At 70.7% G+C, this 23,822-nt stretch carries 16 protein-coding genes; 5 read left to right on the top strand and 11 right to left on the bottom strand.

Translation table 11 applies throughout. The features are described from left to right. Positions 1-70: 70 nt before the first annotated feature. The gene (locus ACWD4O_RS35360) at positions 71-1,201 is read left to right on the top strand and encodes an FAD-dependent oxidoreductase (protein WP_451286290.1); all 1,131 of its coding nucleotides are present in this window, start codon (positions 71-73) and stop codon (positions 1,199-1,201) included. Positions 1,202-1,292: 91 nt separating this feature from the next. Here ACWD4O_RS35360 and ACWD4O_RS35355 read toward each other — a convergent pair whose 3' ends face one another. After that, the gene (locus ACWD4O_RS35355; RefSeq protein ID WP_451286288.1) at positions 1,293-3,956 is read right to left on the bottom strand and encodes a LuxR C-terminal-related transcriptional regulator; all 2,664 of its coding nucleotides are present in this window, start codon (positions 3,954-3,956) and stop codon (positions 1,293-1,295) included. 324 nt (positions 3,957-4,280) lie between these two features. Here ACWD4O_RS35355 and ACWD4O_RS35350 point away from each other — a divergent pair, with 324 nt between their 5' ends. Further along, complete coding sequence (locus ACWD4O_RS35350; RefSeq protein WP_451286286.1) at positions 4,281-5,501, top strand: MDR family MFS transporter; 1,221 nt, start codon at positions 4,281-4,283, stop codon at positions 5,499-5,501. Here ACWD4O_RS35350 and ACWD4O_RS35345 read toward each other — a convergent pair. Next, positions 5,487-6,305, bottom strand: coding sequence for an APC family permease (locus ACWD4O_RS35345; RefSeq protein ID WP_451286284.1), 819 nt, complete (start codon positions 6,303-6,305; stop codon positions 5,487-5,489). The two genes, ACWD4O_RS35350 and ACWD4O_RS35345, sit on opposite strands and share 15 nt — an antisense overlap. A 258-nt stretch (positions 6,306-6,563) precedes the next feature. Further along, on the bottom strand, positions 6,564-7,142 hold the full coding sequence (locus tag ACWD4O_RS35340) for a TetR/AcrR family transcriptional regulator (protein ID WP_451286428.1): 579 nt from the start codon (positions 7,140-7,142) through the stop codon (positions 6,564-6,566). A 152-nt stretch (positions 7,143-7,294) separates the two neighbouring features. Between ACWD4O_RS35340 and ACWD4O_RS35335 the strand changes: the two genes are divergently transcribed. Next, the gene (locus ACWD4O_RS35335; RefSeq protein ID WP_451286282.1) at positions 7,295-7,867 is read left to right on the top strand and encodes a GtrA family protein; all 573 of its coding nucleotides are present in this window, start codon (positions 7,295-7,297) and stop codon (positions 7,865-7,867) included. 86 nt (positions 7,868-7,953) lie between these two features. Here the strand turns inward: ACWD4O_RS35335 and ACWD4O_RS35330 are convergent, their stop codons facing one another. From ACWD4O_RS35330 to ACWD4O_RS35320, 3 genes are all read right to left on the bottom strand, one after another. Beyond that, entirely contained in the window at positions 7,954-10,437 is a 2,484-nt protein-coding gene (locus tag ACWD4O_RS35330; protein ID WP_451286281.1) for a SpoIIE family protein phosphatase, read from the bottom strand. 889 nt (positions 10,438-11,326) lie between these two features. Further along, the gene (locus ACWD4O_RS35325; RefSeq protein WP_451286279.1) at positions 11,327-11,758 is read right to left on the bottom strand and encodes an SRPBCC family protein; all 432 of its coding nucleotides are present in this window, start codon (positions 11,756-11,758) and stop codon (positions 11,327-11,329) included. A 47-nt stretch (positions 11,759-11,805) separates the two neighbouring features. Next, on the bottom strand, positions 11,806-12,816 hold the full coding sequence (locus tag ACWD4O_RS35320; protein ID WP_451286277.1) for an aldo/keto reductase: 1,011 nt from the start codon (positions 12,814-12,816) through the stop codon (positions 11,806-11,808). Positions 12,817-12,969: 153 nt separating this feature from the next. On the opposite strand from ACWD4O_RS35320, the gene ACWD4O_RS35315 reads away from it, so the two are divergent. Both ACWD4O_RS35315 and ACWD4O_RS35310 read left to right on the top strand, forming a co-directional pair. Continuing rightward, positions 12,970-13,869 carry a LysR substrate-binding domain-containing protein gene (locus tag ACWD4O_RS35315; RefSeq protein WP_451286275.1) on the top strand — a complete coding sequence of 300 codons (900 nt, stop codon included), beginning with the start codon at positions 12,970-12,972 and terminating at the stop codon, positions 13,867-13,869. 68 nt (positions 13,870-13,937) lie between these two features. Further along, positions 13,938-14,147, top strand: a complete 210-nt coding sequence (locus ACWD4O_RS35310; protein ID WP_451286273.1) for a hypothetical protein — start codon at positions 13,938-13,940, stop codon at positions 14,145-14,147. A 19-nt stretch (positions 14,148-14,166) separates the two neighbouring features. On the opposite strand, the gene ACWD4O_RS35305 is transcribed toward ACWD4O_RS35310, so the two are convergent. From ACWD4O_RS35305 to ACWD4O_RS35285, 5 genes are all read right to left on the bottom strand, one after another. Further along, positions 14,167-14,691, bottom strand: coding sequence for an enoyl-CoA hydratase-related protein (locus tag ACWD4O_RS35305; protein ID WP_451286426.1), 525 nt, complete (start codon positions 14,689-14,691; stop codon positions 14,167-14,169). Between the two features lie 87 nt (positions 14,692-14,778). Beyond that, on the bottom strand, positions 14,779-17,466 hold the full coding sequence (locus tag ACWD4O_RS35300; protein ID WP_451286271.1) for a family 78 glycoside hydrolase catalytic domain: 2,688 nt from the start codon (positions 17,464-17,466) through the stop codon (positions 14,779-14,781). Between the two features lie 5 nt (positions 17,467-17,471). Next, on the bottom strand, positions 17,472-19,043 hold the full coding sequence (locus tag ACWD4O_RS35295) for an apiosidase-like domain-containing protein (RefSeq protein ID WP_451286269.1): 1,572 nt from the start codon (positions 19,041-19,043) through the stop codon (positions 17,472-17,474). Between the two features lie 7 nt (positions 19,044-19,050). After that, the gene (locus tag ACWD4O_RS35290) at positions 19,051-21,591 is read right to left on the bottom strand and encodes a beta-glucosidase (protein WP_451286267.1); all 2,541 of its coding nucleotides are present in this window, start codon (positions 21,589-21,591) and stop codon (positions 19,051-19,053) included. After that, positions 21,588-23,777 carry a beta-galactosidase gene (locus tag ACWD4O_RS35285; RefSeq protein ID WP_451286265.1) on the bottom strand — a complete coding sequence of 730 codons (2,190 nt, stop codon included), beginning with the start codon at positions 23,775-23,777 and terminating at the stop codon, positions 21,588-21,590. Before ACWD4O_RS35285 ends, ACWD4O_RS35290 begins: the two co-directional genes overlap by 4 nt. Positions 23,778-23,822 lie beyond the last annotated feature (45 nt).

Below are 23,822 nucleotides of genomic sequence, written 5' to 3'. Positions count from 1 at the left end.
GGCACTCTGTCAACAGACGTAGGCCAACGGTTGTTGGCTTCCCTTCTGGACGCGAACGGAAGACTCCGCCATGAACACCACCGCACTCCCCGCCCGCACCGAGGTCGCCATCGTCGGTGCCGGCCCGGCCGGCCTCGCGCTCGCCGTCACGCTCGCTGCCGCCGGCATCGACTTCGTCGTCCTGGACAAGCTGGCGGAGGGCGCGAACACCTCGCGCGCTGCTGTCGTGCACGCCCGCACCCTGGAGGTCCTGGACGAGCTGGGAGCCTCCGAGGAGCTGATCGCGCGCGGCATCAAGGTCACCCGGTTCGCCGTCCGGGACGGCTCCCGCAAGCTGCTGACCGTGGCGTTCGACAAGCTGCCCACGGTCCACCCGTACACGTTGATGGTTCCCCAGTACGAGACCGAGGGGGTGCTGCTGGCCCGGCTGCGGGCGCTCGGCGGCGATGTGCACCGCCCGTACGAAGTCACTTCGGTCGTCGAGGACGAGGATGGCGTCACGCTCACCACGAGCACCGGGCAGACACTGCGCGCCGGGTACGCCGTCGGCACCGACGGCATGCACAGCACCGTGCGCGAGGCGTCGGGCATCGGCTTCACCGGCAACGCCTACGCCGAGTCCTTCGTGCTCGCCGATGTCGTGATGGACTGGGCCCCGGGCCCCAGCGAGGTGTCGCTCACCTTCGGCACCGCCGGTCTCACCGTCGTCGCCCCGCTCCCCGGTGGCCACTACCGGGTCGTCGCCACCGTGAACGCCGCTCCGGAAACCCCCGACCTCGCCTTCGTCCAGCAGTTGCTGGACGAGCGCGCCCCCGGCCAGGCCAAGGTCACGAGCCTTGCATGGTCCTCGCGCTTCCGGGTGCACCACCGCGTCGCCGACCACTACCGGGCCGGCCGTGTGCTGCTGGCCGGAGACGCCGCGCACGTGCACAGCCCCGCCGGCGGCCAGGGGATGAACACTGGTATCCAGGACGGCTACGCCCTGGGCCGGGCGTTCGCCACCGGGCAGCTCGACGGCTACGAGGCCCGGCGCCGCCCCGTCGCCCAGCGGGTGGTCGCCTTCACCGACCGGATGACCCGCATCGCCACCACCCGCAACGCCTTCGCGCGCGGTACCCGCAACATCGTCCTTCCCCTGCTCGGCCACACCGCCATGCCCAAGAAGCTCGCCACCGAACTCGCCGAGCTCAACTACCGGTAGAGATACCCGCAGCAGCCACTCCGTGCGCCGCCGCCCGCCACCCGCCATTGCCAGGTGATGACGCGCGGAACGGCCGCGGTCACATTCCGGATCATTCCGGCCGACGGGCCGCTTGGTATGCGAGGGCTTGGGCGAGGTCGGCTCGGTTGCGCACGCCGAGTTTGAGAAAGATGTGCTGGAGATGGTTGTCGACGGTGCGGACAGAAAGCGTGAGGCGCTGGGAAATCGCTTTGCTGGAGTTTCCCGCGGCGGCCATCAGGGCGATCTCTTGTTCGCGTTTGGTCAGTCGGCCGGAGGGGGTGCCGAGCGTGGACAGCAGTGGGGTTCGGGCACCTTCGCACTGGGCTGCGAGGGCCGTGGCGCGAGTGGCGCCGGCAGTGGCTTTGCGCGGGTCGCCATGGTGTGTCCAGGCGCCGGCTGATGCGGCTGCCGCCTCGGCGGCGAGGATGGGCGATCCCATCTGCTCGAAGTTGTGCGAACAGTCCATGAGGCGGCCGGGGTCGTTGTCTGCCAGGGCGGTCGCGAAGCGTGCCCGGGTATGGGTGATCGCCCCGTCGCAGTCGGAGGCGAGTGCGGTGAGCCGGTGCTGGACGCTCGGGGCGTCACCGAGGCGTGCGATGTCGGTGAGCAGGAGGACCTCGGACAGGGTGTGGCCGGTGCGACGAGCGTGGGCGGCCGCGGCGCGCAGGACGTCGCGGGCGCGGCTGAGGTTGCCTCGGGCCGCGTGCAGCCAGGCGGTGCCGAGAGTCTCCTCGCCGGCCATGAAGTCGGTCGGTGCGTACTGTTCGAGATCCGGGAGCAGGGACGCTGCCGTCTCAGTGTCGCCGGTCAGTGCCGCGCAGGCGATCAGCCCCGATACGAAGTGCCTGGTGGTCCTGGTGTGTCGGTGCGTGCGGGCGAGGGCGGCGGCTTCCGCGTACCAGCGGCGGGCACTGGACGGACGCCCGGCCAGCCACTCCGTTCGTGCGCTGTAGTAGGCGAGCCACTGGCGCGCGAGGGGGGAGGGCGAGGCCTGAAGCTTGTCGAAGGCGCTCAGGCAGGCCTCGCGAGCCTCACTGATCAGACCGGTCTCCGAGAGCGCCAGCGCGAGGGGCGCCAGCTGGATCGCGGGATGGGGGAGCAGCGTTCCTTCGCCGATCGCCTGGTGCATGGTGTGCCCGTGCTCGGCCAGGGCCCTGGCCTGTGCCACCCGGCCGACAGTGGCCAGGCCCAGGGCTTTCGCGGTCACTGCCAGCAGCCAGATGTCGGGGCTGTCCTGAGGTGGGGCTCCTGGGAGGTTGTCGAGAAGCCGCAGCCCGGCCTCGGGCTGCCCGGAGGCGGCCCGCATGGCGCCTTCCATGAAACGCAGCTGTTGCTTCGCCGTCCGGCTTCGCAGCACCGCGCGGGCGTCGGCGCAGACGGAGAGCGCTTGGTCGAGTTGCGGGCTGGACCAGAACAGGTTCATGCTGCGGATCGTCACCGCGGTGATCTTTTCCTGGTCGTCGCGGGCGTGGGCGTCGGCCTCGGCGAGGATGGTTTCGGCGCGTTCCAGCTGGCCGGTGTACGTCAGCACGCGGCCCAGCAGGACCCGGGTCTCCAGGGTGTGCTGGTCCGGTTTGATCGCCGTGAGCAGCTCGATGACCTGTTCGTTGTCGTTGGCGTTCATCGCGATGGTGGCGGCGCGGGCGAGGAGGGCGGGGTCGGCGGTGCCGATGGCCGCCAGCCGCCAGGAGGCGATGTGCAAGGCGTCGTCACGGCGTTTGAGTCCGTGGGTCTCGAGCCGTTCGGCCAGGTTCAGGCCCAGGTCGTAGCGCTGGAGGGGCGAGATCCCGGCGGCGATGACCTCGCTGTACAGGGGGTGGGACAGCGCGACGGTGATCCTGCGCCCGTGTGCGGTTACCCGGATGATGCCCGAGCGTTCGACTTCGGACAGGTGGGCGCGGTCGATGAGGGACACGGCATCGGTCACGGAGAGGGTGCCGCAGAGGGCGAGGGATTGCAGGAGGGGGAGTGCCGCGGGCGGCGCCGACGCGATTTTGGCGGTGATCAGGTCGTTGAGGTGCGGGGTGACGGCGAGCCACTGGTCGGGAATCTCCCAGACGTCGCCGTTGAGGCTGAGGCTGCCGGATTCGACGGCTCCCAGGACGAGCTCTCTCAGGAACAGGACGTTTCCACCGCTTGCCGTGAACAGCGCGTGCAGGGTGCGGCTGCCGACGAGGCCGCCGAGGACGCGCTGGACGAGTGCTTCGACCTGGGTGCGGTCCATGGACGACAGGTCGATACGGCGGACGCGGTCCCCGCGTTGCAGCAGGGCCTCGACGGCGTCGCCGACCGGTTCGCCGGTGCGGGCGGTGCCGACCAGGGCGATGGCCTGGGAGTCCAGGAGCTGGCCGAGCAGGACGGCTGAGGACCCGTCCAGCATGTGCATGTCGTCGACGAACACCACGGTGGGCTTGCCCGGCGGTCCGGCCAGGGTCTGGGCGACAGCGCGGAAGCCGCTGACCGGGTCGGTCAGGTCGATGCCCGGGGGCAGCAGGTGGGAGATCGCGCTGAGGGGTATCTGCGCGGCGGCCTTGCTGGCCAGGGCCCTCGCGGTGCGCTGTCCGCTCACGGCGATGGCCAGTCCCAGGAACTCCTCGGCGAGACGGGTCTTCCCCACTCCGGCCGGCCCGCAGATCATCCAACCGTGGGTGTGTCCGTCGGCCAGGTCCCGGGCGAAGGAATCCAGGAGCGGCTGCCGCCCCACGAGCGGCCATCTGTCTGCCCAGCCCTGCATGGAAGTGCTCCCTCAAGGGGCGACCGGTTCGCCAATGCTACCGAACCGCGCAGAAGGCCGGTGATCGAGAGATGGAGGGCTGCCCTGCGCGGATCCATCCGGCATCGCCTCAGCGGGTCCACCCGGCATCGCCTCAGGGGAGGTACGGATGCGGGCCGCACACGAGTGGTGAATACTCACGCCTTCCCCGCCCTTCGCTCTTCAAGCTGAGTACCTCGGGCCGTGGTAGACGCCCGAGTCGTTTCCTTGGAGGGGCGTCACGTGTCCGTTACCGGTCCGACCGTGTCGGGTCTGAGACGTACCGTCAGGGGGGCCGTCTCGGGGATGCCCCGAGAGTTCTGGTGGCTGTGGACGAGCACCCTCGTCAACCGGCTCGGCTCGTTCGTCGCCACGTTCATGGCCCTCTATCTCACGATGGGGGAGGGCGGCTACTCGGCCTCGTACGCCGGCCTGGTCGTCGCGCTCCACGGCCTCGGCGGGGTCGTCTCCTCGCCCGTCGCCGGGGTGATGACCGACCGACTGGGACGTCGGCCCACGATGCTGCTGGCGCAGTCCTCGGCCGCGGCCTCGGTGGCGCTCCTGGGCTTCATGGAGGATCCCCTGGCCATCGCGGGGGTGGCCTTCCTCGTCGGGATGACATCCAGCGCGTCACGCCCGGCCGTCCAGGCGATGATCGCGGACATCGTGCGTCCGGAGGACCAGGTCCGAGCCTTCTCCCTCAACTACTGGGCGATCAACCTCGGCTTCGCGATCTCCTCGACCGCCGCGGGCTTCGTCGCCGAGTACAGCTATCTGGCCGGCTTCCTGGGCGAGGCCTTCATGACCCTCGCATGTGCGGTGCTGGTCTTCCTGAAGCTGCCGGAATCCCGCCCCGAGCAGGTGAAGGCGACGGCGGAGACCCCGGCGGCCCCGAACATCGGCATGGCGACAGTGCTGCGCGACGGCCGTTTCATGAGCGGCGTCGGGCTGTCCTTCGTCACCTCACTGATCTTCATGCAGGGCTATGTCGCGCTGCCGGTGGCCATGGGCGCGGACGGCTTCACCAGCGCCGACTACGGGCTGGCCATCGCGGTCAACGGCGTCCTGATCGTCGTGTTGCAGATGCCGGTGACCCGTTTCATCCAACACGGCGACGCACGAGGGCTGTTGATCCTCTCGTCGCTGGTCGCCGGGTACGGATTCGGGCTGACGGCCTTCGCGGACTCGATCGCCGTGTACGCCCTGACCATCTGTGTCTGGAGCCTGGCCGAGATCGTCAACGCGCCTACGCAGACGGGTTTGACGGCGCGGCTCTCCCCGGTGCACGGCCGGGGCCGCTACCAGGGGATGAGCAGCATGTCGTGGTCGGCGTCGGCCCTGGTCGCCCCTCTGCTGGGCGGCCTCGTGATGGAACACGTCGGCGCGGCGTGGCTGTGGGGCGTGTGCGCGGGGCTGGGAACGGCGGCGGGGCTGGGCTACTGGCTGCTGATGCGGCGGCTGCCCCAGGAAGAACCGGAAGCGGACGTGGCCTCCTCACCCCGCCGCGCGACTTCACCGGGGCACTGATGCGGCCTCCTGGCCGCCTTCCGCCTCGTGGAACGCCATGCCGGGCGGCGGATTGCGGAACATCCGGGTGAGGTAGGCGAGGTAGACGACGCCCAGGCCCAGCCAGACGACACCGAGGGTGAGGGCCGCGCCGTCCAGGTTGTACAGCAGGTAGAGATCGACGGCTGCGCCGATCGCGGGCGCGACAGCGTAGGTCAGCGGATTGGGCCGCTCGCCGTCCCGTCGCATGCGGAGGTAGGGGGCGATGACGGCGACGTTGACGAAGGTGAAGGCGACGAAGGCGCCGAAGTTGATGAACGAGGTCGATGTCGCCACGTCGAGCCGGAGGGCGATGAGCCCGATCGCGCCGGTCAGCAGGATGTTGAGGGCGGGAGTGCGGTAGCGGGGGTGGACGCGGGCGAAGAAGGTGCGGGGCAGGGCGCCGTCACGGCCCATGGCGAACAGCAGCCGGGAAGCGCTGGCCTGGGCGGCGATGCCGGAGGCGAACTGGGCCACGACGAGTCCGGCGAGGAAGACCGAGGAGAAGAGGTCACCGCCGATGCTCTTGGCTATCTCGAAGGCGGCCGATCCTTCATCGTCGAAGCGGGCTCCCGGGTGGTCGAGCTGAGCGGCATAGGCGACCGTGACGAAAATGGCGCCACCGATCAGGGCGATCAGAAGAATCGCGCGCGGCATCGTGCGCTTGGGGTCGACGGTCTCTTCCGTGAGGGTGGTGACGGCGTCGAAGCCGAGGAAGGAGTAGGCGGCGCCGGCCGAGACGCCTGCCAGCGTCGTTGCACTGTTCGTGAAGGGGCTGGTGCCCACCAGAGCGCCGGCACCGCCGCCCGAGCCCGCCCGGTCGGTGCGCGGCCGGTGGCTTCAGCCGGCTGTGCCGCGTTGTGGAGGGGCGAGCTGACGTCGCGTCGCTGGGCGGCCGGTGGAAGTCGGGCAGCAAACACCACTTGATCTGCGGCGGAGAGGCATTCTGCTTGGGGACCTCGTCGGCGTGGCCGACGTCGCCGGGCGGTGGCCGGGGCGCCGTCCTGTTCGCGGCGACTGCGCTCGGGGGTCGGCATGGCGTGTTCAGCGCTGTCCGAGAGTGGCCAGGATGGCGGGGGCGAGGGCGGAGACGATCTCGTCGGAGGTGAGGCGGGCGACTGCCGGGAGACGCAGCAGGTGGCGGGTGAGAGCGAGGCCGAGGAGCTGCGCGGAGACCAGGCCGGCCCGGGCGGCAGCCTGTTCGGGGCCGAGCGCCGCGGTGAGGGCGGGGGCGACCTGGGCGGCGAAGATCTCGTGCATGCGTTGCCTGGCATGGTCGTTGGTGACTGCGGAGCGCAGGAGCAGGAGCAGGGCGTCGTCCTCGCCGTCGTGCTCCCAGCGGGAGAGGAAGTGGCGCACCCAGGCCCGGGCAAGGTCGTCCGCGGGGACGCCGGCGAGGTCGGGAAGGTGTAGGTCGACGTCGAGGGCGGCGTCGAAGAGGCGGGCCTTGTTTCCGTAGTAGCGCATGACCATCGAGGGGTCGATGTCGGCGTCGGCGGCGACGGCGCGGATCGTGGTGCGCTCATAGCCGTGGCCGGCGAAGCGTCGGCGGGCGGCTTCCAGGATGGCGGCCCGGGTGTGGTCGGAGCGTCGGGGAGCTGCGGGTTTCTCGGTTTTCTGCATCATGCCAACAAACGTAGGCCAACTCGCGTTGACTTTCCAGCGAGGGGTAGGCATCCTGTCAACAAGTGGTGGCCAACGCTTGTTGGCAATCTGCTCCGTGCCCGTCCCGGAGACCGAGGTCCGCAGGCCCCCGGTCCGGAAGGAAAATCGCCATGAATTCGCTGCTCGCCTCGAAGCCCGATACGGCGTACGGGGCGCAGTGCACAGACCGAACGAAGACCGGCAGGGACGACGCGCGCCGGACCGAGGCCGTTCCCGGCCCGCTCGTCTCCTTCGCCCGGTTCGTCCTGTGCGGCGGCGGTGTGGGCTTCGCTTCCGGCCCGGCCGTGACCCTGCTGGCCGCGCAGCTGCCCTGGGCGTTGGCGAACGCGCTGGTCACCGCAGCGTCCACCGTCCTCTGCACGGAACTCCACGCACGCTTCACCTTCAAGCCCGGGCTGCGTCCCGGATGGCGCCGGCACTGGCAGTCCGCCGGGTCGGCCACGGCCGCCTATGCGATCACCTGCGCGGCGATGTTCGTCCTGCACCTGATACGGCCGTCGGCCGGGACGCTGAGTGAGCAGGCCGTCTACCTCAGCGCTTCCGGACTCGCCGGAATCGGACGTTTCCTGGTGCTGCGCCTGTTCGTCTTCGCAGACAGCCCGACCACCGTGCAGCAGAAAGGTCCGGCGGGGGCTGAGGAAGCGAGCGAGAGCACACCATGGTCCATCACGACTCCGGAGTGACCGAGAGCCACGCGGCCGGCGAGTGGGCGCGCAGGGTTGTGGAGCGTGCCGGTGACCCTGTCGCACGCGCACGCTCAGAGGCAGCGTCATTCGGTGTCGAACATGGTGAAGTCGAAGTCGGCCAACGGGTTCGCCGGGAGGATCTGTTCCGCCCAGATGGTTTTGCCCTCGGTAGTCTGCCGGGTGCCCCAGGCGGCTGTGAGCTGGGCGACGAGGAGCAGGCCGCGGCCTCCTTCGTCGAAGGTGCGGGCACGGCGCATGTGGGGGGCGGTGCCGCTGGCGTCGGAGACTTCGCAGATGAGATTTCGGTCGTGGATCAGGCGCAGATGAATGGGGGGTTCTCCGTATCGGATGGCGTTGGTGACGAGTTCGCTGACGACCAGTTCGGTGACGAATTCGGCATCCTCCAGTCCCCAGGCCGCCAGTTGGACACTGGCGTCCTTTCGGGCCTGGGCGACGGCGGCCGGGTCCGCGAGTATTTCCCAGGTGGCGACCCCGTCGGCGTCCAGCGCTTTGGTACGGGCGATGAGCAGGGCGATGTCGTCGGAGGGACGGCCGGGTAGCAGGGCGGCCAGAACCGCGTCGCACAGATTGTCCAGGGCGGCTGACGGTTGGGCGAGGGCCTGGCACAGCAGGGACAGGCTGACGTCGATGTCCCGCTCGCGGGATTCGATCAGCCCGTCGGTGTAGAGGGCGAGGAGGCTGCCCTCAGGCAGTTCGATGTCGGTCGCCTCGAAGGGGAGCCCGCCCAGTCCGAGCGGGGGGCCGATGGGGAGATCGAGCAGTTTCACGGCCCCGTCGGGAGTGACCAGGGCAGGAGCCGGGTGTCCGGCGAGGGCGATCGTGCAGTGCCGGGACACCGGGTCGTACACGGCATACAGGCACGTCGCGCCGACATCTCCTGCAGTCTCCGCCCCGGGGCCCGGCCGCACGGCGTCCCTCCCCTCGGCGGACAGACGGGCGACGAGGTCGTCGAGGTGGGTGAGCAGTTCGTCGGGGGGCAGGTCGATGTCGGCAAGGGTGAGTACAGCGGTGCGCAGCCGGCCCATGGTGGCGGAGGCATGGATGCCGTGGCCGACGACATCACCGACGACGAGCGCGACCCTGGCGCCGGACAGCGGGATGACGTCGAACCAGTCCCCGCCCACCCCGGCCCGGCCGCCGGCCGGCAGGTAGCGGGACGCGACCTCCACCGCGGCCTGCGCCGGCAGCGCTTGTGGCAGCAGGCTGCGCTGCAGGGTGACCGCGGTGGCGCGTTCGCGGGTGTAGCGCCGCGCGTTGTCGATGCATACCGCCGCTCTGGCGGCCAGCTCCTCGGCCAGCACCAGGTCGTCCTCACGGAACACCTCCGGATGCCGGTGGCGGATGAAGACCACGACGCCCAAGGTGGTACCGCGGGCGGTCAGAGGCACGGTCATCACCGAGTGCACGCCGAAGTCGCGGACCGTGACGGACCGGGCCCGATCGCGGGCCGTCCATTCGGTGATCGCGGGGTCGGTCGCGTGGTGCAGCAGCGCACGTCCCGACCTGAGGCTCTCGACCGGCGGGGAACCGTCCGGATAGCTCTCCACCTGGCCTGGAACGACGACCGCCTCGAAGGTTCCCGGCTCCACGGACCGGTGGGCGACGCGCCGCAATGAGACCGGACCGCGCGGTGTGCCCGGGGACGGCTCCTGTGCGCCGTCCAGGGAGGGGAGCAGGTCGACGCTGACGAAGTCGGCGAATTCCGGGACGGCCAGGTCCGCCAGTTCCTGAGCCGTTCGCGTCACGTCCAGGGTGCTGCCGATCTGTGTACTGGCCTCCGCGAGCTGCATGAGCCGCTTGTGCGCCCAGTACTTCTCGGTTATGTCATGACCGGCCAGACCTATGCCCTGAACACGTCCGTCCTCGCCCTTCAGCGGGGTGACGAAGACCGACCAAGCGTGTTCCCGGCTCTCCCCGGAGGCCCTTGCGTAGACCTCCAGGAACTGCGGCTCGCCGGTCTCCAGCGCCCGCAGCATGGACCGCTCCACCCTGTCCATCTCCGGATGGTCTATGTACTCGCGAAGCCGCAGCCCGCGCGTCGCGTCCGGGGGAAGAGACACGTCACGCTGCCAGGCCTCGTTGGCCCTGCGCAGGCGTAGCCCGGTGTCGTACAACCCGACAAGGCAGCCCGAAGCGTGCTCGTGGTGCAGACTCGCGAGAGCGTCGTCGTCGGGCTCGGGCCGCAGCCCTGTCAGTGCGGAGACCAGGAACCATTCTCCGGGTCGCCCGCCGTTCGGCACCCGTTTGTGTGCCAGGACCCTGACCTCCAAGCGGTGACCGTCGCGGTGCCGGAGAGCGATCCGCCCGTTCCATCTCGGCAGCTGCGTGAGGGACCGCAGCCCCTCCTCGTCGATCTCATCGGTCAGTAGACCAGCCGCGGGTTGCCCCACCATCTGCGTGGGCGAGTACCCGAGCAACTTCTCGGCCCCCGCGTTCCACGCTGTCACCATGCCGTCCTCGTCGACGATGACCTGTGCACTGAGTGCCTCGTCGAAGATGCGCTCGGAAGACCCCGGCACCCGGTTGGTGGCCCTGCGTCGCGCCATGGCTGCTCATCTCCTACGGAGATCTTCACCGCTTCCAGGGTGCGGCGCCCGGACTCGCACGCCCAGCCGACCGCAGCTTCACATTCGCACTATGACCCGTGATCGGCCAGAGCCACCCGTTTGCCCAACGGTACGCCGTCTGTTCCCACCAGCCCGCGACAACGCCGGGCGTCGCTGGGAACCCTGAGGCTGGATTCTCAGACCCCGTGCGCGCTGGGGCCCGATGTGGCACACGGATCACCCGGCGGTTGCCGCTGAAATCACGGTGCGCCGCGAGATCGGCCAAGGGACATGCCGTGGTGCCCGATGCCAGTCCCAGCCGAACGCCAAGCCGCCTGGCACGCATCGGGCAGTGCACCCACGGTGGACGTGCCCGACTTCGGTGGCTGGTCCGGCCCGACCGTGCCGACCATGCGGGCCGTGTCCGCCGACAGCCAGGCATCACCACCCCGACCGTCAGTCTTCCGGTCGTGCCGGTCACTTCGTTGCGGCCTTCGCAGAGGGCGGCGGCCGGGTGGGGTTCTGGCACGTCAGGCACAGCTGGTGACGCCCGTCGGGCGTGACGACGGTGCCCCATCCCAGGCATCTCTCGCAGTCGTGGGCCAGGGCGAGATCCGGGCGGGGAGCGGGGGTGCGAGCGCCATCAGCCATGTGCTGGCCAACTTCCTGATGGTGAGCGGCAGACCCTACCCAAGTTGTCATACTTTGCCCCATGTGACCGTTACGGCCATCACGAATGGCTTCTGTAGTGCTCGTGATGCCTGCCCTGAGTGGACGTGACCTCAGCGTTTCCTTGTCTGATGCTCCGCTGGGGGCCCGCGATCCGGGTGCGCGGATGTCGTGCGAGGAGAGTGCGGTCACGGCGCTGGAGGCCGATGCCGGAACAGTCCTATATGTGTCGGTCGAGCGCGGTGAGGGTTCGGTTCAGAGCGGCGAGGCCGTCCGTGTAGATGCTGTGGAACAGGGCGATGGCTTCGTCGTCGCTGGCGCCGTCCGGTGTGAAGACGCCGGACCACTCCACGCGGGCCGTGTCCTGCCCGGGCGTCCCGTGCACCGTGAGGGTCGAGAGGTAGTCAGTGACGGGGAAGGGGGCCTGGAGGATGGAGTAGCTGTAGGTGCGGGCCTTGTTGTCGAAGGCTTCGAGGCGCTCGACGATCATGCCGCCGTCCTCGTTCCTGAGACTGCGGACGCGTCCGCCATCAAGGAGTTCGCTGCTGGGGATGTAGGGGAGCCATTCAGGCAGTGAGTCGAAGCCGCCGATGAGCTGCCAGACGCGTTCGGGCGAGGCGGGGATGTCGAGGGATGCGGTGGTCGTGGCCACGGGATTCTCCTGGATGCGTGCGGGGTCACGGGGCAGGGGGCGGGGGGTCAGGCGGCGGGTACGGGAGCGTCCTGCGCTATCAGCCGCTCCTCGCGCAGATCCGTCCAGAACCCGGCCGGGATCGTCTCGCCGAGAGCGGCGATGTCCTCGGAGATGCGACTGGGCTTGGTGGCGCCGGGGATCACGGCCGCCGTCGCAGGGTGGGCGAGGGAGAACTGCAGCGCGGCGGACTTGATGCCGACCCCGTGCCGCTCGGCGAGCGCCTTGATCCGCTGCACCTTGTCGATGATGTGCGCGGGCGCCTTCTGGTACTCGAAGTGCGTTCCTCCGGCGAGGATGCCCGAGCTGTAGGGACCGCCGACCACGACGTCGACGTCCTGGGCGGCAGCAGCCGGCAGCAGGCGCTGCAGGGCCCGGTCATGGTCGAGGAGGGTGTAGCGGCCCGCGAGCAGGAAGGCGTCGGGCTTCGGCTCGTCCAGGTCGAGGGTGAGCTCCAGGGGTTCCACACGGTTGACGCCCAGGCCCCAGGCCTTGATGACGCCCTCCTCGCGCAGCGTCTGCAGGACGCGGAACGCGCCGGTGCGGGCGCTCTCATAGGCGGCCAGCCACTCGTCTCCGTAGAAGTCCTGGGCGACGTCATGCACCCACACGATGTCGAGGTGGTCTGTCCGCAGGCGCTTGAGGCTGTCCTCGATGGAGCGGAGGGTGGCGTCGGCGGTGTAGTCGTTGACCATCTTGTTCGGGCGACCGTGTTCGAAGAGGCCGCCCTTCTCGCCGAGGTCGCGTACGGCCGGGTCCTCGATCTCGTCGAAGATGACGCGGCCGACCTTCGTGCTGAGGATGAACTCGTCCCGGGGGCGCTGCGCCAGTACGTCGCCGAGCCGGATCTCGGAAAGGCCGGCGCCGTAGAAGGGCGCGGTGTCGAAGTACCGGATGCCCTGGCCCCAGGCGGCCTCGACGGTGGCCGCAGCCTCCTCGTCGGGGATGGCGCGGAACATGTTGCCGAGCGGTGCGGTACCGAAGCCGAGGGCGCCGGGCAGGAGGGACTTGATGCTCATGGGGGGGATCCTTGCGATAGCGAGGGTGATACCGATTGCTGCGGATTCATCAGCGAATGTGTGATCCGTCGGCCTTGCGTGTTCGAGGTTAGGATCCATAGATGAGACTGTCCAAGACTTGCTCGGACACACTTGAGTCCTTCGAGGTCCTACATGCTTGACCTGCGTCAACTCCGCTACTTCGTTGCCGTCGCCGAGGCCGAACACGTCGGCCGTGCCGCTGAGCGGCTGCACATCTCCCAGTCGCCCCTCAGCCGGCAGATTGCCCAGCTCGAGAAGAACCTGGGCCTGACCCTTTTCGAACGCAGCCAGCAGCGCATCCGGCTGACCTCCGACGGCCGTGTCTTCCTGACCGAGGCGCATGCCCTGCTGCGCCACGCGGACCGGCTGGAGAATCTCGGACGGCGACTCGGCCGGGGCGAGGAGGGCGGCCTGTGCATCGGCTACGTGACCGACGCCATGCACACGGGCATCCTGCCCACTGCCCTGCGCACACTGCGCGATCAACGCCCGGGCATCCACGTTGCGCTGTACGACCAGGAGTCGGCCGAGCAGTTCGAGGGGCTGCGCCAGCGCAGCCTGGACATCGCGCTGGTACGCACGCCGCCGCCCGAGGACGACCCGGACCTGAACGCGGCCCCTTTGCTGAAGGACCCATTGCTGCTCGCGCTGCCCTCGGAGCATTCCCTCGCGGGGCAGGAAGAGCTGACCCCCAACGCCCTGGACGGGCAGCCGTGGATCGCGGTGGGCGACTCCCAGGACCCGGCCTGGCGCGACGCGTTCGTTGCGTCGTGCGTAGCCTCCGGCTTCACTCCGGACATCCGTCTTGACGCAGCCGATCCACTCACCGCACTGGGCCTGGTCGCCTCCGGTCTCGGTCTCGCGCTCATCCAGAAGAGCATGATGCGCGGCACGACCGACGGCGTCGCGGTACGCGAACTGCCCTGGTACGGAGGGTCTGTTCAGCTGTGGGCGGCCTGGCACCAGGTCGATCTCCGTCCCGTGGTGGCCGCATTCCGCGAAACGGTCCTCGTGCGCCGGGGTGCCGTCTGAGCGAGGGTGCAAAACCGGGCCCGGGGCTGGAACTCGTCGACGTCACCGACCTGGAGAACAAGGCCCAGGTGCTGCAGGCGGCAGGCCGCAGGCGGCGACCGGCGACCGGCGACCGGCGACTGCCGGCCGTGCTGGGCACCACCTGCTTCCCGGCCGTCTTCGGTGCCGGAGCCCGCCTGCCGGACCAGCGCGGCACGGACGCCGCCCGCGCCGGTGTACAGCAGATCAGAGGTGACAACGCCGAGCCGACAGTACAGATCGGATTCGGTGCAGCGTGAACCACAGCACCACAGTGTGTCAGCTGAGAGGAAGGGTGGTGTCGCGCAGTGTGGTCAGGGCCGGGGCGTACATGCGGGACTTCATGGTGCCAAGGGTGCCGCCCGCCTTGTCGGCCTGCGACTGGGCGAGTTCGATGGCGGCCGTGCGTACCTCGTTTTCGGCGACCGCCCGGTCGACGATGTCGGCGGCCACTGCGTCGACTCCGGAGTAGCGGTGTGCGGTGAGCATGGCCTGGTGTGCGGTACGAGGGGTTAGCCGTGCCTGGATGAGTGCGGACATGGCAGGGGTGAAGGGGATGTCGATGTCCGCTTCGGGCAGACACCAGTACCCCCGATCTGCGCGCATGACGCGGAAGTCATGGGCGAGGGAGAACATCGCTCCGGCCGCGAAGGCATGTCCTTGCAGAGCTGCGACGGTGATCACCGGCAGGGACAGCATCCGGGCAAAGAGCTCCTGGACGGAGATGACGTAGCCGGGGTGCTCGCTGAGGTTGGCAAGCAGCCAGTCCAGGTCCAGGCCGTTGGAGTAGAACTTTCCATTCATCCAGCCGGTGATCGACCCGCCCACCGAGATGGCCCGGCTCGCGAAACTCCTCACCTGAGCTGACCCCCTTGCCGCACTCGACCTGCTTTACGGATGGCGAATCGGGGTCGGCGGCCAGGCCGGGGCGGTGTAGGGACAGTGGAACGTGTGGCGTCCCGAGCCGATCTCGAACGGGTCTCTGCCGTCGGGGAGTCGGACCTCCGCCCGGGTGTTCGGGGGGACCACGACCTCGACGACGAGGGTGTCTCCCTCGCTGCCCTCGATGCGCCAGCCCGCTTCGGCCCTGCCGTACGGGGTGTCGTGGGACGCCTTCGCCCAGGTCAGGTCGCCGCCCGGGACCGGGGCGATGCGCAGCCGCCGCCAGCCGGGTTCGGCGGCGGCGAGACCCGCCACCGTACGGTGCAGCCAGTCGGCGACGGCACCGAGCGCGTAGTGGTTGAAGGAGGTCATCTCGCCGGGGTTGACGGTGCCGTCGGGCAGCATCGAGTCCCAGCGCTCCCAGACGGTGGTGGCCCCCATGGTCACCGGGTACAGCCACGACGGGCAGTCCTTCTCCAGAAGCATCCGGTAGGCGAGTTGCGGTTCGCCCGCCGCGCACAGGGCGTCGCAGATCAGCGGTGTGCCCGTGAAACCGGTGGCGATACGGAAGGACGCGCGGCGCACGATGTGCGCCAACCGTTCGGCAGCGCCCCGCCGTTGGCGTTCCGTCGGCAGCAGGGAGAAGGCGATGGCCAGGGCGTAGGCGGTCTGGGTGTCCGAGGACAGCAGGCCGTCAGGGGTGACGAAGTGGTCGGCGAATCGCTCGCGCACCGCAGTCGCGTGCGCGCGGAAACGGGCCGCGTCGCCCTTGTCGCCCAGGAGTTCGGCGGTCTCGGCGAGGACCTCGGCCGAGCGGACCACATACGCGTTGGCGACCAGGTCGCCGTCGGTCCGCGCCTCGCCGGGACGGTCCGGCGGGGCCTGCGGGTCGAGCCAGTCCCCGAGTTGGAAGTCCTGCCGCCACAGCCCGTCGCCCTCGGCGGTGAGCCGGATCGTGGCTTCGCCCCAGGCCCGCATGCTCGGGTACTGGGCGCGCAGCACCTCCAGGTCCCCGAACCGCTGGTACAGGGTCCACGGCAGGAGCACCGCGACGTCGGCCCACACCGCCTGCGCGCCCACGCCCTGGAACGCGGTCGGCAGTACGTCGGGGACGACGAGGGGCGGCACGCCGTCCGGCCGTGCCAGTTGCTCCGCGGACAGGTCGCGCAGCCATCCGACCAGCATGCCGGCGCAGTCGTGGAGGAAGGACGCGGTGGGCGCGAAGACCTGGATGTCGCCGGTCCAGCCCATGCGTTCGTCGCGCTGCGGGCAGTCCGTCGGGACGTCGAGGAAGTTGCCGCGCATGCCCTGCACGACGTTCTCGTGCAGCCGGTTCACCAGCGGATCGGAGCACTCGAACCAGCCGGTGCGGGCCATGTCCGTGTGGAGCACGACCGCCTCGACGTCGGCGGGGTCGAGCGGTCCGGGCCAGTTCCCGATCTCGGCGTACCGGAAGCCGTGGAAGGTGAAGAGAGGCTCGTAAGTCTCCACATCCTCGCTCGTCTCCACGCCCTCGCTCGTCTTCGTACCTCCGCTCGTCTCCACGCCTTCGCCGCGCAGGACATAGCTGTCCGTCGCGGCGGCGAACCGCAGCGGACGGGTGCTCAGTTCGCCGTCCTCCAGCACCTCCGCGTGGCGCAGGGTGACCTCATGCCCTGCGGCCCCCGAGACGCGGATGCGCAGCCGGCCGACCAGGTTCTGGCCGAAGTCCAGGACGGTCTTCCCGGACGGTGTCGTGGTGACCGAGACCGGGGCGACGGTCTGGGTGCGCCGGACGGGGGGACCGGTCGGTGCGACCAACTCCGCCACGGGAGGCGGGAGTTCGCGGACGGGTGCCCAGTCGGACGCGTCGTGTCCGGGCGCAGACCAGCCCGGCCGCTCCCGCCGCGCGTCGTAGGCCTCACCGTCGTAGATCTCCGAACGCAGCACGGGCCCCTCCGCCGTGCGCCAGTGCTCGTCGGTCACGACGGTCCGCATCGTGCCGTCGGCGTACACGATCTCCAACTGGGCCAGAAGCGCGCGGTGTTCGCCGTAGATGTTGCGTCTGCCGCCGTGGAAGCCCAGTCGCCCGGTGTACCAGCCCTCGCCGAGGAGTGCCCCGATGGTGTTCTCGCCGGTGCGCAGCAAGGGGGTGACGTCGAAGGTCTGGTAACGCAGCCGGTGCGCGTAGGAGGTCCAGCCGGGGGCCAGGACGTGGCCGCCGACGCGCACGCCGTTGATCTCGGCCTCGTAGACGCCGTACGCGGTGATGTACAGCCGGGCCGAGGCGACGCGGCCGGTGAGGGCGAAGTCGCGGCGCAGCAGCGCGACGGGCAGCGGCTCACCCGCGGGGGCGTGGTCCGGGGTGACCGGGCGGGCGGTCCAGTCGGCGGGCATAAGGAGGCCGGTCTCGGCGTACGACACGTCCGACCAGGGCGACGGCTCGTCCTCCTCCTCTCCCCAGACGCGTACGCGTACGCCGACGCGTTCCCGGGAGCCGAGCCGCCGCCCCGGCCAGGGGACGAGGAGGGACTCGGCGGACGCCACCCGTCCGGTGTCGGCGAGGACCGTGCCGTCGGCGGCGATGATCTCCACCTGGTGCGCGGCCTGCCGCCAGTCCGTGGCGTCGGTGACCGTGCGCCAGCTCAGGCGGGGAGCGGACTCGCCGATGCCCAGGGGTTCGCGGTGGTGCTCGAAGGCGGGCGGTGTGACCTGCACGGGCGTCAACTCCGGTTCGGGTCATGGCAGATGTACACCCGTGGGGCACCGCCCTCGTCAGGGACGGGGTCCCCGGCACCGGCGCGCACGCCCTCGCGGATGGTCTCGCCGGTCCGGGGATCGACCACCCGATAGGGGAGCGGGACGTTCGCCGGATCGGTGACGAACAGCGGGCCGCCCTCCTCCGCGTAGCAGAGGTACAGCACTCCGGGCACGGACAGGCCCCGGGGCGCCAGTGCGGACCGCCAGTCCGGCCGCATGTCGGTGAGCGGAAGGCCGTCGAGGATCCGGGAGATGAGTCCCACATGGCGTGAGCCCTCGAAGTCGAGCGCTTCCCGCCAGCCCGCGTCCTTGGCCAGGAAGAACTCTTCGTGGCCGGGTTCGGCGGTGTGCAGCCGCCACTGCCACAGGCTGGCCGCGCCGTAGACCACGCCCATCGTGCCGCCGGCGCAGAGGTTGCTCCAGGCCTCGTGTCCCTGCCACCAGCCCGCGGCCCGGCCGGGGCGGCCGGTGTTCTCGTACGTCGGCTCGCCGTTGGCGACCGCTTTGGGCGGGGTGTTGCGCCACATGTCCGCGACCCGCTCCTGGACGTGCCCGCCCATATGGCCGGTCTGGCACCACTGGAAGTGCAGCCAACTCTCGCTCTGGTGGGCGCGGTTGTCGGAGTGCGGACGGTAGTGGATGCCGCAGGGCTGGCCGTAGCCGTCCCAGCGGCCGACCTCGGCGCCGCCCGCCGCGATCTGCGGCTCGCCGCCCTCGCCGTCGGCGCCGACCAGGTAGACGACGGGGGCGGCGCCGTAGCGGGCGACCAGGTAGCGGCAGTAGCGCGCGTATTCCTGCGGCGGGACGACCGGGCCCGCCACCCGCAGGCCCTTCCAACCGAAGCCGTGGAAGAGCGGCTGGAGCACGGGGACGATCCCGTGGTCGCGGAGGATGCCGGTCAGCCGGTCGAGGTACTGGAAGTAGGCCGGGTTGAGCACGTTGACGTGACCGGTGGGTAGATCCTCGAAGCCGACGTCGAAGCCCTCGTCGGCGGTGCGGTCGCGTGGCCCGCGTGCGTCCATGTCGGGCTGGACGGTCATCAGCAGGGCCGCGTTGAAGCCTTTGTCCCGCCGGTCGGCGGCGTACTGCGTGACCTGCTCCTCGGTGGCCCGCCAGGGCAGGGCCCAGGCGGTGTCGCCGACCAGCAGCGCGGGCGTCCCGTCGGCGTGCACCAGGCTGCGTCCGCCGGGCGACATCCGCCAGAAGCCATGCCGGTGGAAGGCGTCGCCGTCGTCTGCCGCGCGGCGGACGACGACCGTACCGCTCTGCCCGGACAGCCCTGCGTCCGCGACGGAACTCCCGCTGCGCCAGGTCCAGCGGCCCTCCGGCTCCGGGGAGGCGAACCGGACCTTCCAGGTCCGGCCGCCGTCCCAGAAGGCCGGGCGGCGCAGTGCGGTCCCGGACTCATGGGTGAACTCGGCCCATACGTCGACGTCCGTGTAGGGGTTGGCGTAGTCGCGCGCGCCGGTCAGGGTGATCTCGGTCTGCCGCCAGGGGGCGACCACGGGCTCCGCTTTCGCTCGCTTGTCGGTCATGACCGGCTCACTTCCGGCCGACGGCGACGGCGATGTCGGCGGTGAGCGGGAGGACAGCCGACGACGGACCCGCCTCCAGCGTGAAGGTCCCCGGTTCGACGGCCCAGCGGCCCGCCTCGGTGTCCCAGTGCCGGAACGCCCGCGCGTCCACCGTCACCGTCGCGACGACCTCCTCGCCGGCCGCCGCCTCGACCACGGCGAAGCCGGCCAGCCAGCGGACCGGGCGCTCCACGCCGCCGCCCGGACGGCCGGCGTACACCTGCACGACCTCCTTGCCGTGCCGCGTGCCACTGTTACGTATCCGTACCTTCACCGTGCAGTCGGCGTCGGGCCGCTCCGCGCCCTGGACGTCGATCGAGACGTACTCCCAGGTGGTGTACCCGAGTCCGTGGCCGAAGTCGTAGCGGGGCGGCTGCCGGTCGGCACGGCCGGCGCCCCGGTAGCCGATGAACAGCCCCTCGTCGTAGGCGAGGACGCCGTCGACCGGCTCGGTGGCGGGCAGTCCCCGCTCGGACGCGGGCCAGACCGTCGGCAGCCGTCCGCCCGGCTCCGCCACGCCCAGCAGGACATCGGCGAGCGCGTTGCCGAACTCCTGCCCGGGGAACCAGGCCAGCAGCACCGCCGCCACCTCCTCGGCCCAGGGGAGCAGCACCGGGGCCCCGGAGTTGACCACCACGACGGTACGCGGGTTGGCCTCGGCGACCCGGCGGACGAGTTCGTCCTGTCGGCCGGGCAGGGCCAGGCTGTCGCGGTCGAAGCCCTCGCTCTCGACCTCCTCGGTGGTGCCGACCACGACCACGGCGACGTCGGCCGCGCGGGCGAGCGCCACGGCCCGCTCGATCTCCTCGTCGTCGCTGCCCTGCGGTGGCTGGAGGTTGAGCTGGAACATGGTGACCGCGTCGCCGATGGCGTCGCCCGCGGAGACGGAGACGATGTCGTGGGTGAGCACGACCTCGGTCTCCTCGCCCTCAGCGAGATCGACGGCGTGGAGCCGTTGCGGCGGAGTCATCAGCCCCTCCACCAGGTCCGCGCCCGGCGGGAGTTGCAGGGTCACGTCGAACACCTCGGCCCCCGCGACGGACATCCGGAAGCGACCGATGCCCGAGCCGCCGAGTGCGTACCGTCCGGCGTCGGCCGCGCGGACGACGGTGTGCACCTCCACCCGGGCGACCTGGCCGACGGGCACACCGGGGCCGTAGGACCCCATCCAGGTGTAGGCGGCCCCGGCGCGGCGCTCGGAGCCGAGCAGGGTGCCGTCCGCGGCGAGGAAGCGCACTTCCGTGCCCTCGCCGGAGCCGTCCGGGTGGCGGAGATGGGACAGCGTCGCGACGGGTGTGCGGGTCTGCGGGGTGACGCCGATTCCGTGGACGACCTCGACGTCGTCCCCCAGAGCGGCCCGGATGCCGTCGAGCGGGGAGACGGTGTGGGGCGGGAAGACGGTGGCGCTGCCGCCGCCGAGGGTGCGGGCCACGGCGGCGTTGGGCCCCAGGACCGCGACTCGGCTCAGGGCCGCGCGGTCCAGCGGGAGCACGGCGTCCTCGTTGCGGGCCAGCACGAACCCGGCGGCGGCGGTCTCGCGCAGCCGGGCCGCCACCGACACGGCGTCGTGCTCCGGCGGCCGGGCGGAGGTGGCGGTGCCGGTGGTGGGCATCTCGCTCAGCGCGCCGACCCGGGCGGCGAGGCGCAGCAGCCGCAGCACCTTGTCGTCCACGAGTGCCTCGTCGACCTTGCCCTCGCGTACGGCGGCGACCAGCGCCTCGCCCCACGGGCCGATCGGGCCGGGCATCACCAGGTCGAGCGCGGCGCGCGCCGACGGCTCGGTGGAGCGCACGGCGAACCAGTCCGACATCACCAGCCCGTCGAAGCCCCAGTCGTCGTGCAGGACCTCGCGCAGCAGCGGGCTCTCGGTCATCGAGTGCCCGTTGACCCCGTTGTAGGCGGCCATGACGGCCCAGACGCGGCCCTCGCCGACGATGTGCTCGAACGGCGTCAGGTACAGCTCCCGCAGGGCGCGCTCGTCGATCCGCGCGTCGAGCGTCATGCGCTGGGTCTCCGAGTCGTTGCCGACGAAGTGCTTCACGGTGGCCGCGACGCCGCCGTCCTGGACGCCCCGGACGTAGGCGACGCCGATCCGCGCGGTGAGCAGCGGGTCCTCGCTGAAGCACTCGAAGTGCCGGCCGCCGTAGGGGGTGCGGTGCAGGTTCACGGTGGGGGCCAGGAGGACGTCCACGCCCTTGGCGCGTGCCTCGTGGGCGAGCAGTCCGCCCAGCCGCTCGATCAGCGGCTCGTCCCAGGTGGCGGCCAGCGCCGTCGGCGAGGGCACGTTGGCGGAGGGGCTGCGCTCGTCCCACAGCTCGCCGCGGACTCCGGCGGGGCCGTCCGAGACGACCAGCCGGCGCAGGCCGACGGCGGGCTCGGGATGCAGGGACCAGAAGTCCGCGCCGGTCAGCAGTCTCACCTTCTGCTCCAGGGTGAGCGCGCCGAGGCGCCGGGCGAACTCGGCCTCGTCGGCCGCGGACGGGGCGTCGGTGGTGGGCTGCCGGGTCACGGCGTCCTCCTCGAAGAAGTGGAGTCGATGGGGTCGGTGGGGTCGATGGGGGAGACGGGCGCCACGGGGGCGTCGGCTGCGCGCTCGACGAGGATCCGGACGTCCCAGGGGCCGAGCGTGAGCGCGCTTCCGGCGGCGAGGTCCGCCCCGGTGAACAGGTCGCGGACGTCGCCCGGCAAGCGGTAGTCGACCGGCTCCCAGGCCCAGTTGTGGACGAAGCGCAGGACGGCCCCGTCGGCGGTGGCGGCGGACGTGCAGGTGACGGACGCCGACCGGTCCTCGCGCCAGGCGTCGGACGCAAGCGAGACCGCGGCGACCCACTCCGCGAGGCTGCGCGAGAGCTCACGGTCCGGGACGGTGCCGACGTACGTCACCCGGCCGCCGCCGTGCTCGTGAGTGGTGACGGCGGCGAACTGGCCCAGGTGCGGATGGTCGTACCCGGCGAGAACCGTGGCGCCGTCCGCGATCAGCCCGTCGGCCCATGCGGTGGCCTGCCCCCGGAGGGCGGTTCCGTCCCCCTGGGTGATCGTGACCGGCGTCAGCACATTGGTGAACTCCTGGTAATACGCGCCCGCGGCGGGGCGCAGCACTCCGGGCATGACCGTGTGCCGGGCCACGGCCTCCTCGTCGGCGTAGCCGGTACGAGGGGTCAGGACGAGATGGCCGCCGGCTTCGGCGTACCGGCGCAGCAGATCGAGGGTCGCGTCGTCCGCGATGTACAGCGCCGGGACGACCAGCACCGGCCAGCGGGCTGCCAACTCCTCTGGGTCGGAGGGCAGTTGCTCCGGGGAGACGACGTCGACGGACAGCCCGGCGTCGAACAGCCCCCGGTAGAACGCGGCGACGATGCGGTCGTAGGACTGCGGATCGCCGAACCAGGCGGGGGCGTTCCCCCTGAGCGGGGCCATGAACTCCATGGCCCAACGGCTGTCGGCGGACAGCAGCAGCGCGACGTCGCTGCGGGGCCGCAGACCGTCGATCGCCGGCCCGGCCTGCTGCAACTCCCGGGCGATCACCGAGAGTTCCTCGTAGGTCCGGCCGGGCTCCAGGCTGTGGCCGAGGATGCCGCCCCAGTAGGTCTCCGCGCCGTAGTGCAGCGAGTGCCAGTGCCAGTACTCGATCATCCGCGCGCCGCGCGCGACCATGCTCCACACCGCCTGGCGGGCCTGGCCCCGGTACAAGGGGAAGTTGTCCGCGGAGCCGCCGATCGAGGTGGCGTTGGTCTCCATGACGAGGAACGGCTCCTGGCGGATACCGCGCGCCATGTCGTTCTGGAGGTAGAGCCAGGCGGGGCCGGACCAGGCGACGAAGAACGGATACAGGCCGCCCTCCGGCTCGTCGGGACCCGGCAGGGCCAGCCCTTCCTGGGTGGCGTAGTAGATGTTCGCCCCGGCGACGTCGAGCGGCCGGCCGATCGCCGAGATGTCCAGGCCCTGCTGGCCGAGGGCGACGCAGGTGGTGACGAAGTGGTGTTCCGGCACGAGGCCGCGGACCAGCTCGGCGTGCCAGGTGATGTACTCCTGGGTCAGCCGGGACTGATAGCGCCGCCAGGCGAGGTCGTACGACGGGGTGGAGTTGCCGTCGGGGGTCCACAGATCCGCCCAATCCTGCAACCGGTGGGACCAATACGTCAGCCCCCAGCGGCGGTTGAGCGTCTCGACGTCGTCGCCGTAGCGTTCGCGGAGGTGGTCGAGGAAGCCCTGGAACACCGAGTCGTTGTGGAAGATGCGCAGCCCGGGCTCGTTGTCGACCTGCCAGCCGATGACCGCCGGATGGTCGGCGTAGCGCCCCACGATCTTGCGGACCAGCCGCTCGGCGAGATGCCGGAACGCGGGGTGCGAGTAGTCCGCGTCCTGCCGCATGCCGTACGGGATGGTCTCCGCGGTACCCGAACGGGCCGCTGTCTCCGGGTACTTGCGGCGCAGCCACGGCGGGACGGCATAGGTCGGGGTGCCCACGATCGCCTTGATGCCGCGCTCGTGGGCGGCGTCGAGCACCGGTTGCAGCCAGTCGAGGTCGAACTGCCCCTCGCGGGGTTCCCAGGTCGACCAGACCGACTCGCCGACCCGGATGACGCCGAACCCGGCCTCGGCCATCAGATCGAGATCCTGCGCGAGCCGCTCGTAGGGCTGGTATTCGGTGTAGTAGGCCGCTCCGAAGAGCATGCGCGGGAAGAAGGTGCCCATACGGTGCTGGTGACTTTCTGTCAGGTGCCGGTCGGCTTTCTTGGA

Source organism: Streptomyces sp. NPDC002623, assembly GCF_053592635.1.
This window is presented reverse-complemented; position numbering and strand designations above follow the sequence as displayed.

What these genes read in the sequence shown, in the direction of transcription:
- ACWD4O_RS35355 (WP_451286288.1), bottom strand. Translation starts at nt 3,956, where the DNA reads ATGCAGGGCTGGGCAGACAGATGGCCGCTCGTGGGGCGGCAGCCGCTC.
- ACWD4O_RS35335 (WP_451286282.1), top strand. Translation starts at nt 7,295, where the DNA reads ATGAATTCGCTGCTCGCCTCGAAGCCCGATACGGCGTACGGGGCGCAG.
- ACWD4O_RS35320 (WP_451286277.1), bottom strand. Translation starts at nt 12,816, where the DNA reads ATGAGCATCAAGTCCCTCCTGCCCGGCGCCCTCGGCTTCGGTACCGCA.
- ACWD4O_RS35330 (WP_451286281.1), bottom strand. Translation starts at nt 10,437, where the DNA reads ATGGCGCGACGCAGGGCCACCAACCGGGTGCCGGGGTCTTCCGAGCGC.
- ACWD4O_RS35305 (WP_451286426.1), bottom strand. Translation starts at nt 14,691, where the DNA reads ATGAATGGAAAGTTCTACTCCAACGGCCTGGACCTGGACTGGCTGCTT.
- ACWD4O_RS35285 (WP_451286265.1), bottom strand. Translation starts at nt 23,777, where the DNA reads ATGGGCACCTTCTTCCCGCGCATGCTCTTCGGAGCGGCCTACTACACC.
- ACWD4O_RS35295 (WP_451286269.1), bottom strand. Translation starts at nt 19,043, where the DNA reads ATGACCGACAAGCGAGCGAAAGCGGAGCCCGTGGTCGCCCCCTGGCGG.
- ACWD4O_RS35350 (WP_451286286.1), top strand. Translation starts at nt 4,281, where the DNA reads ATGCCCCGAGAGTTCTGGTGGCTGTGGACGAGCACCCTCGTCAACCGG.
- ACWD4O_RS35340 (WP_451286428.1), bottom strand. Translation starts at nt 7,142, where the DNA reads ATGCAGAAAACCGAGAAACCCGCAGCTCCCCGACGCTCCGACCACACC.
- ACWD4O_RS35315 (WP_451286275.1), top strand. Translation starts at nt 12,970, where the DNA reads ATGCTTGACCTGCGTCAACTCCGCTACTTCGTTGCCGTCGCCGAGGCC.
- ACWD4O_RS35360 (WP_451286290.1), top strand. Translation starts at nt 71, where the DNA reads ATGAACACCACCGCACTCCCCGCCCGCACCGAGGTCGCCATCGTCGGT.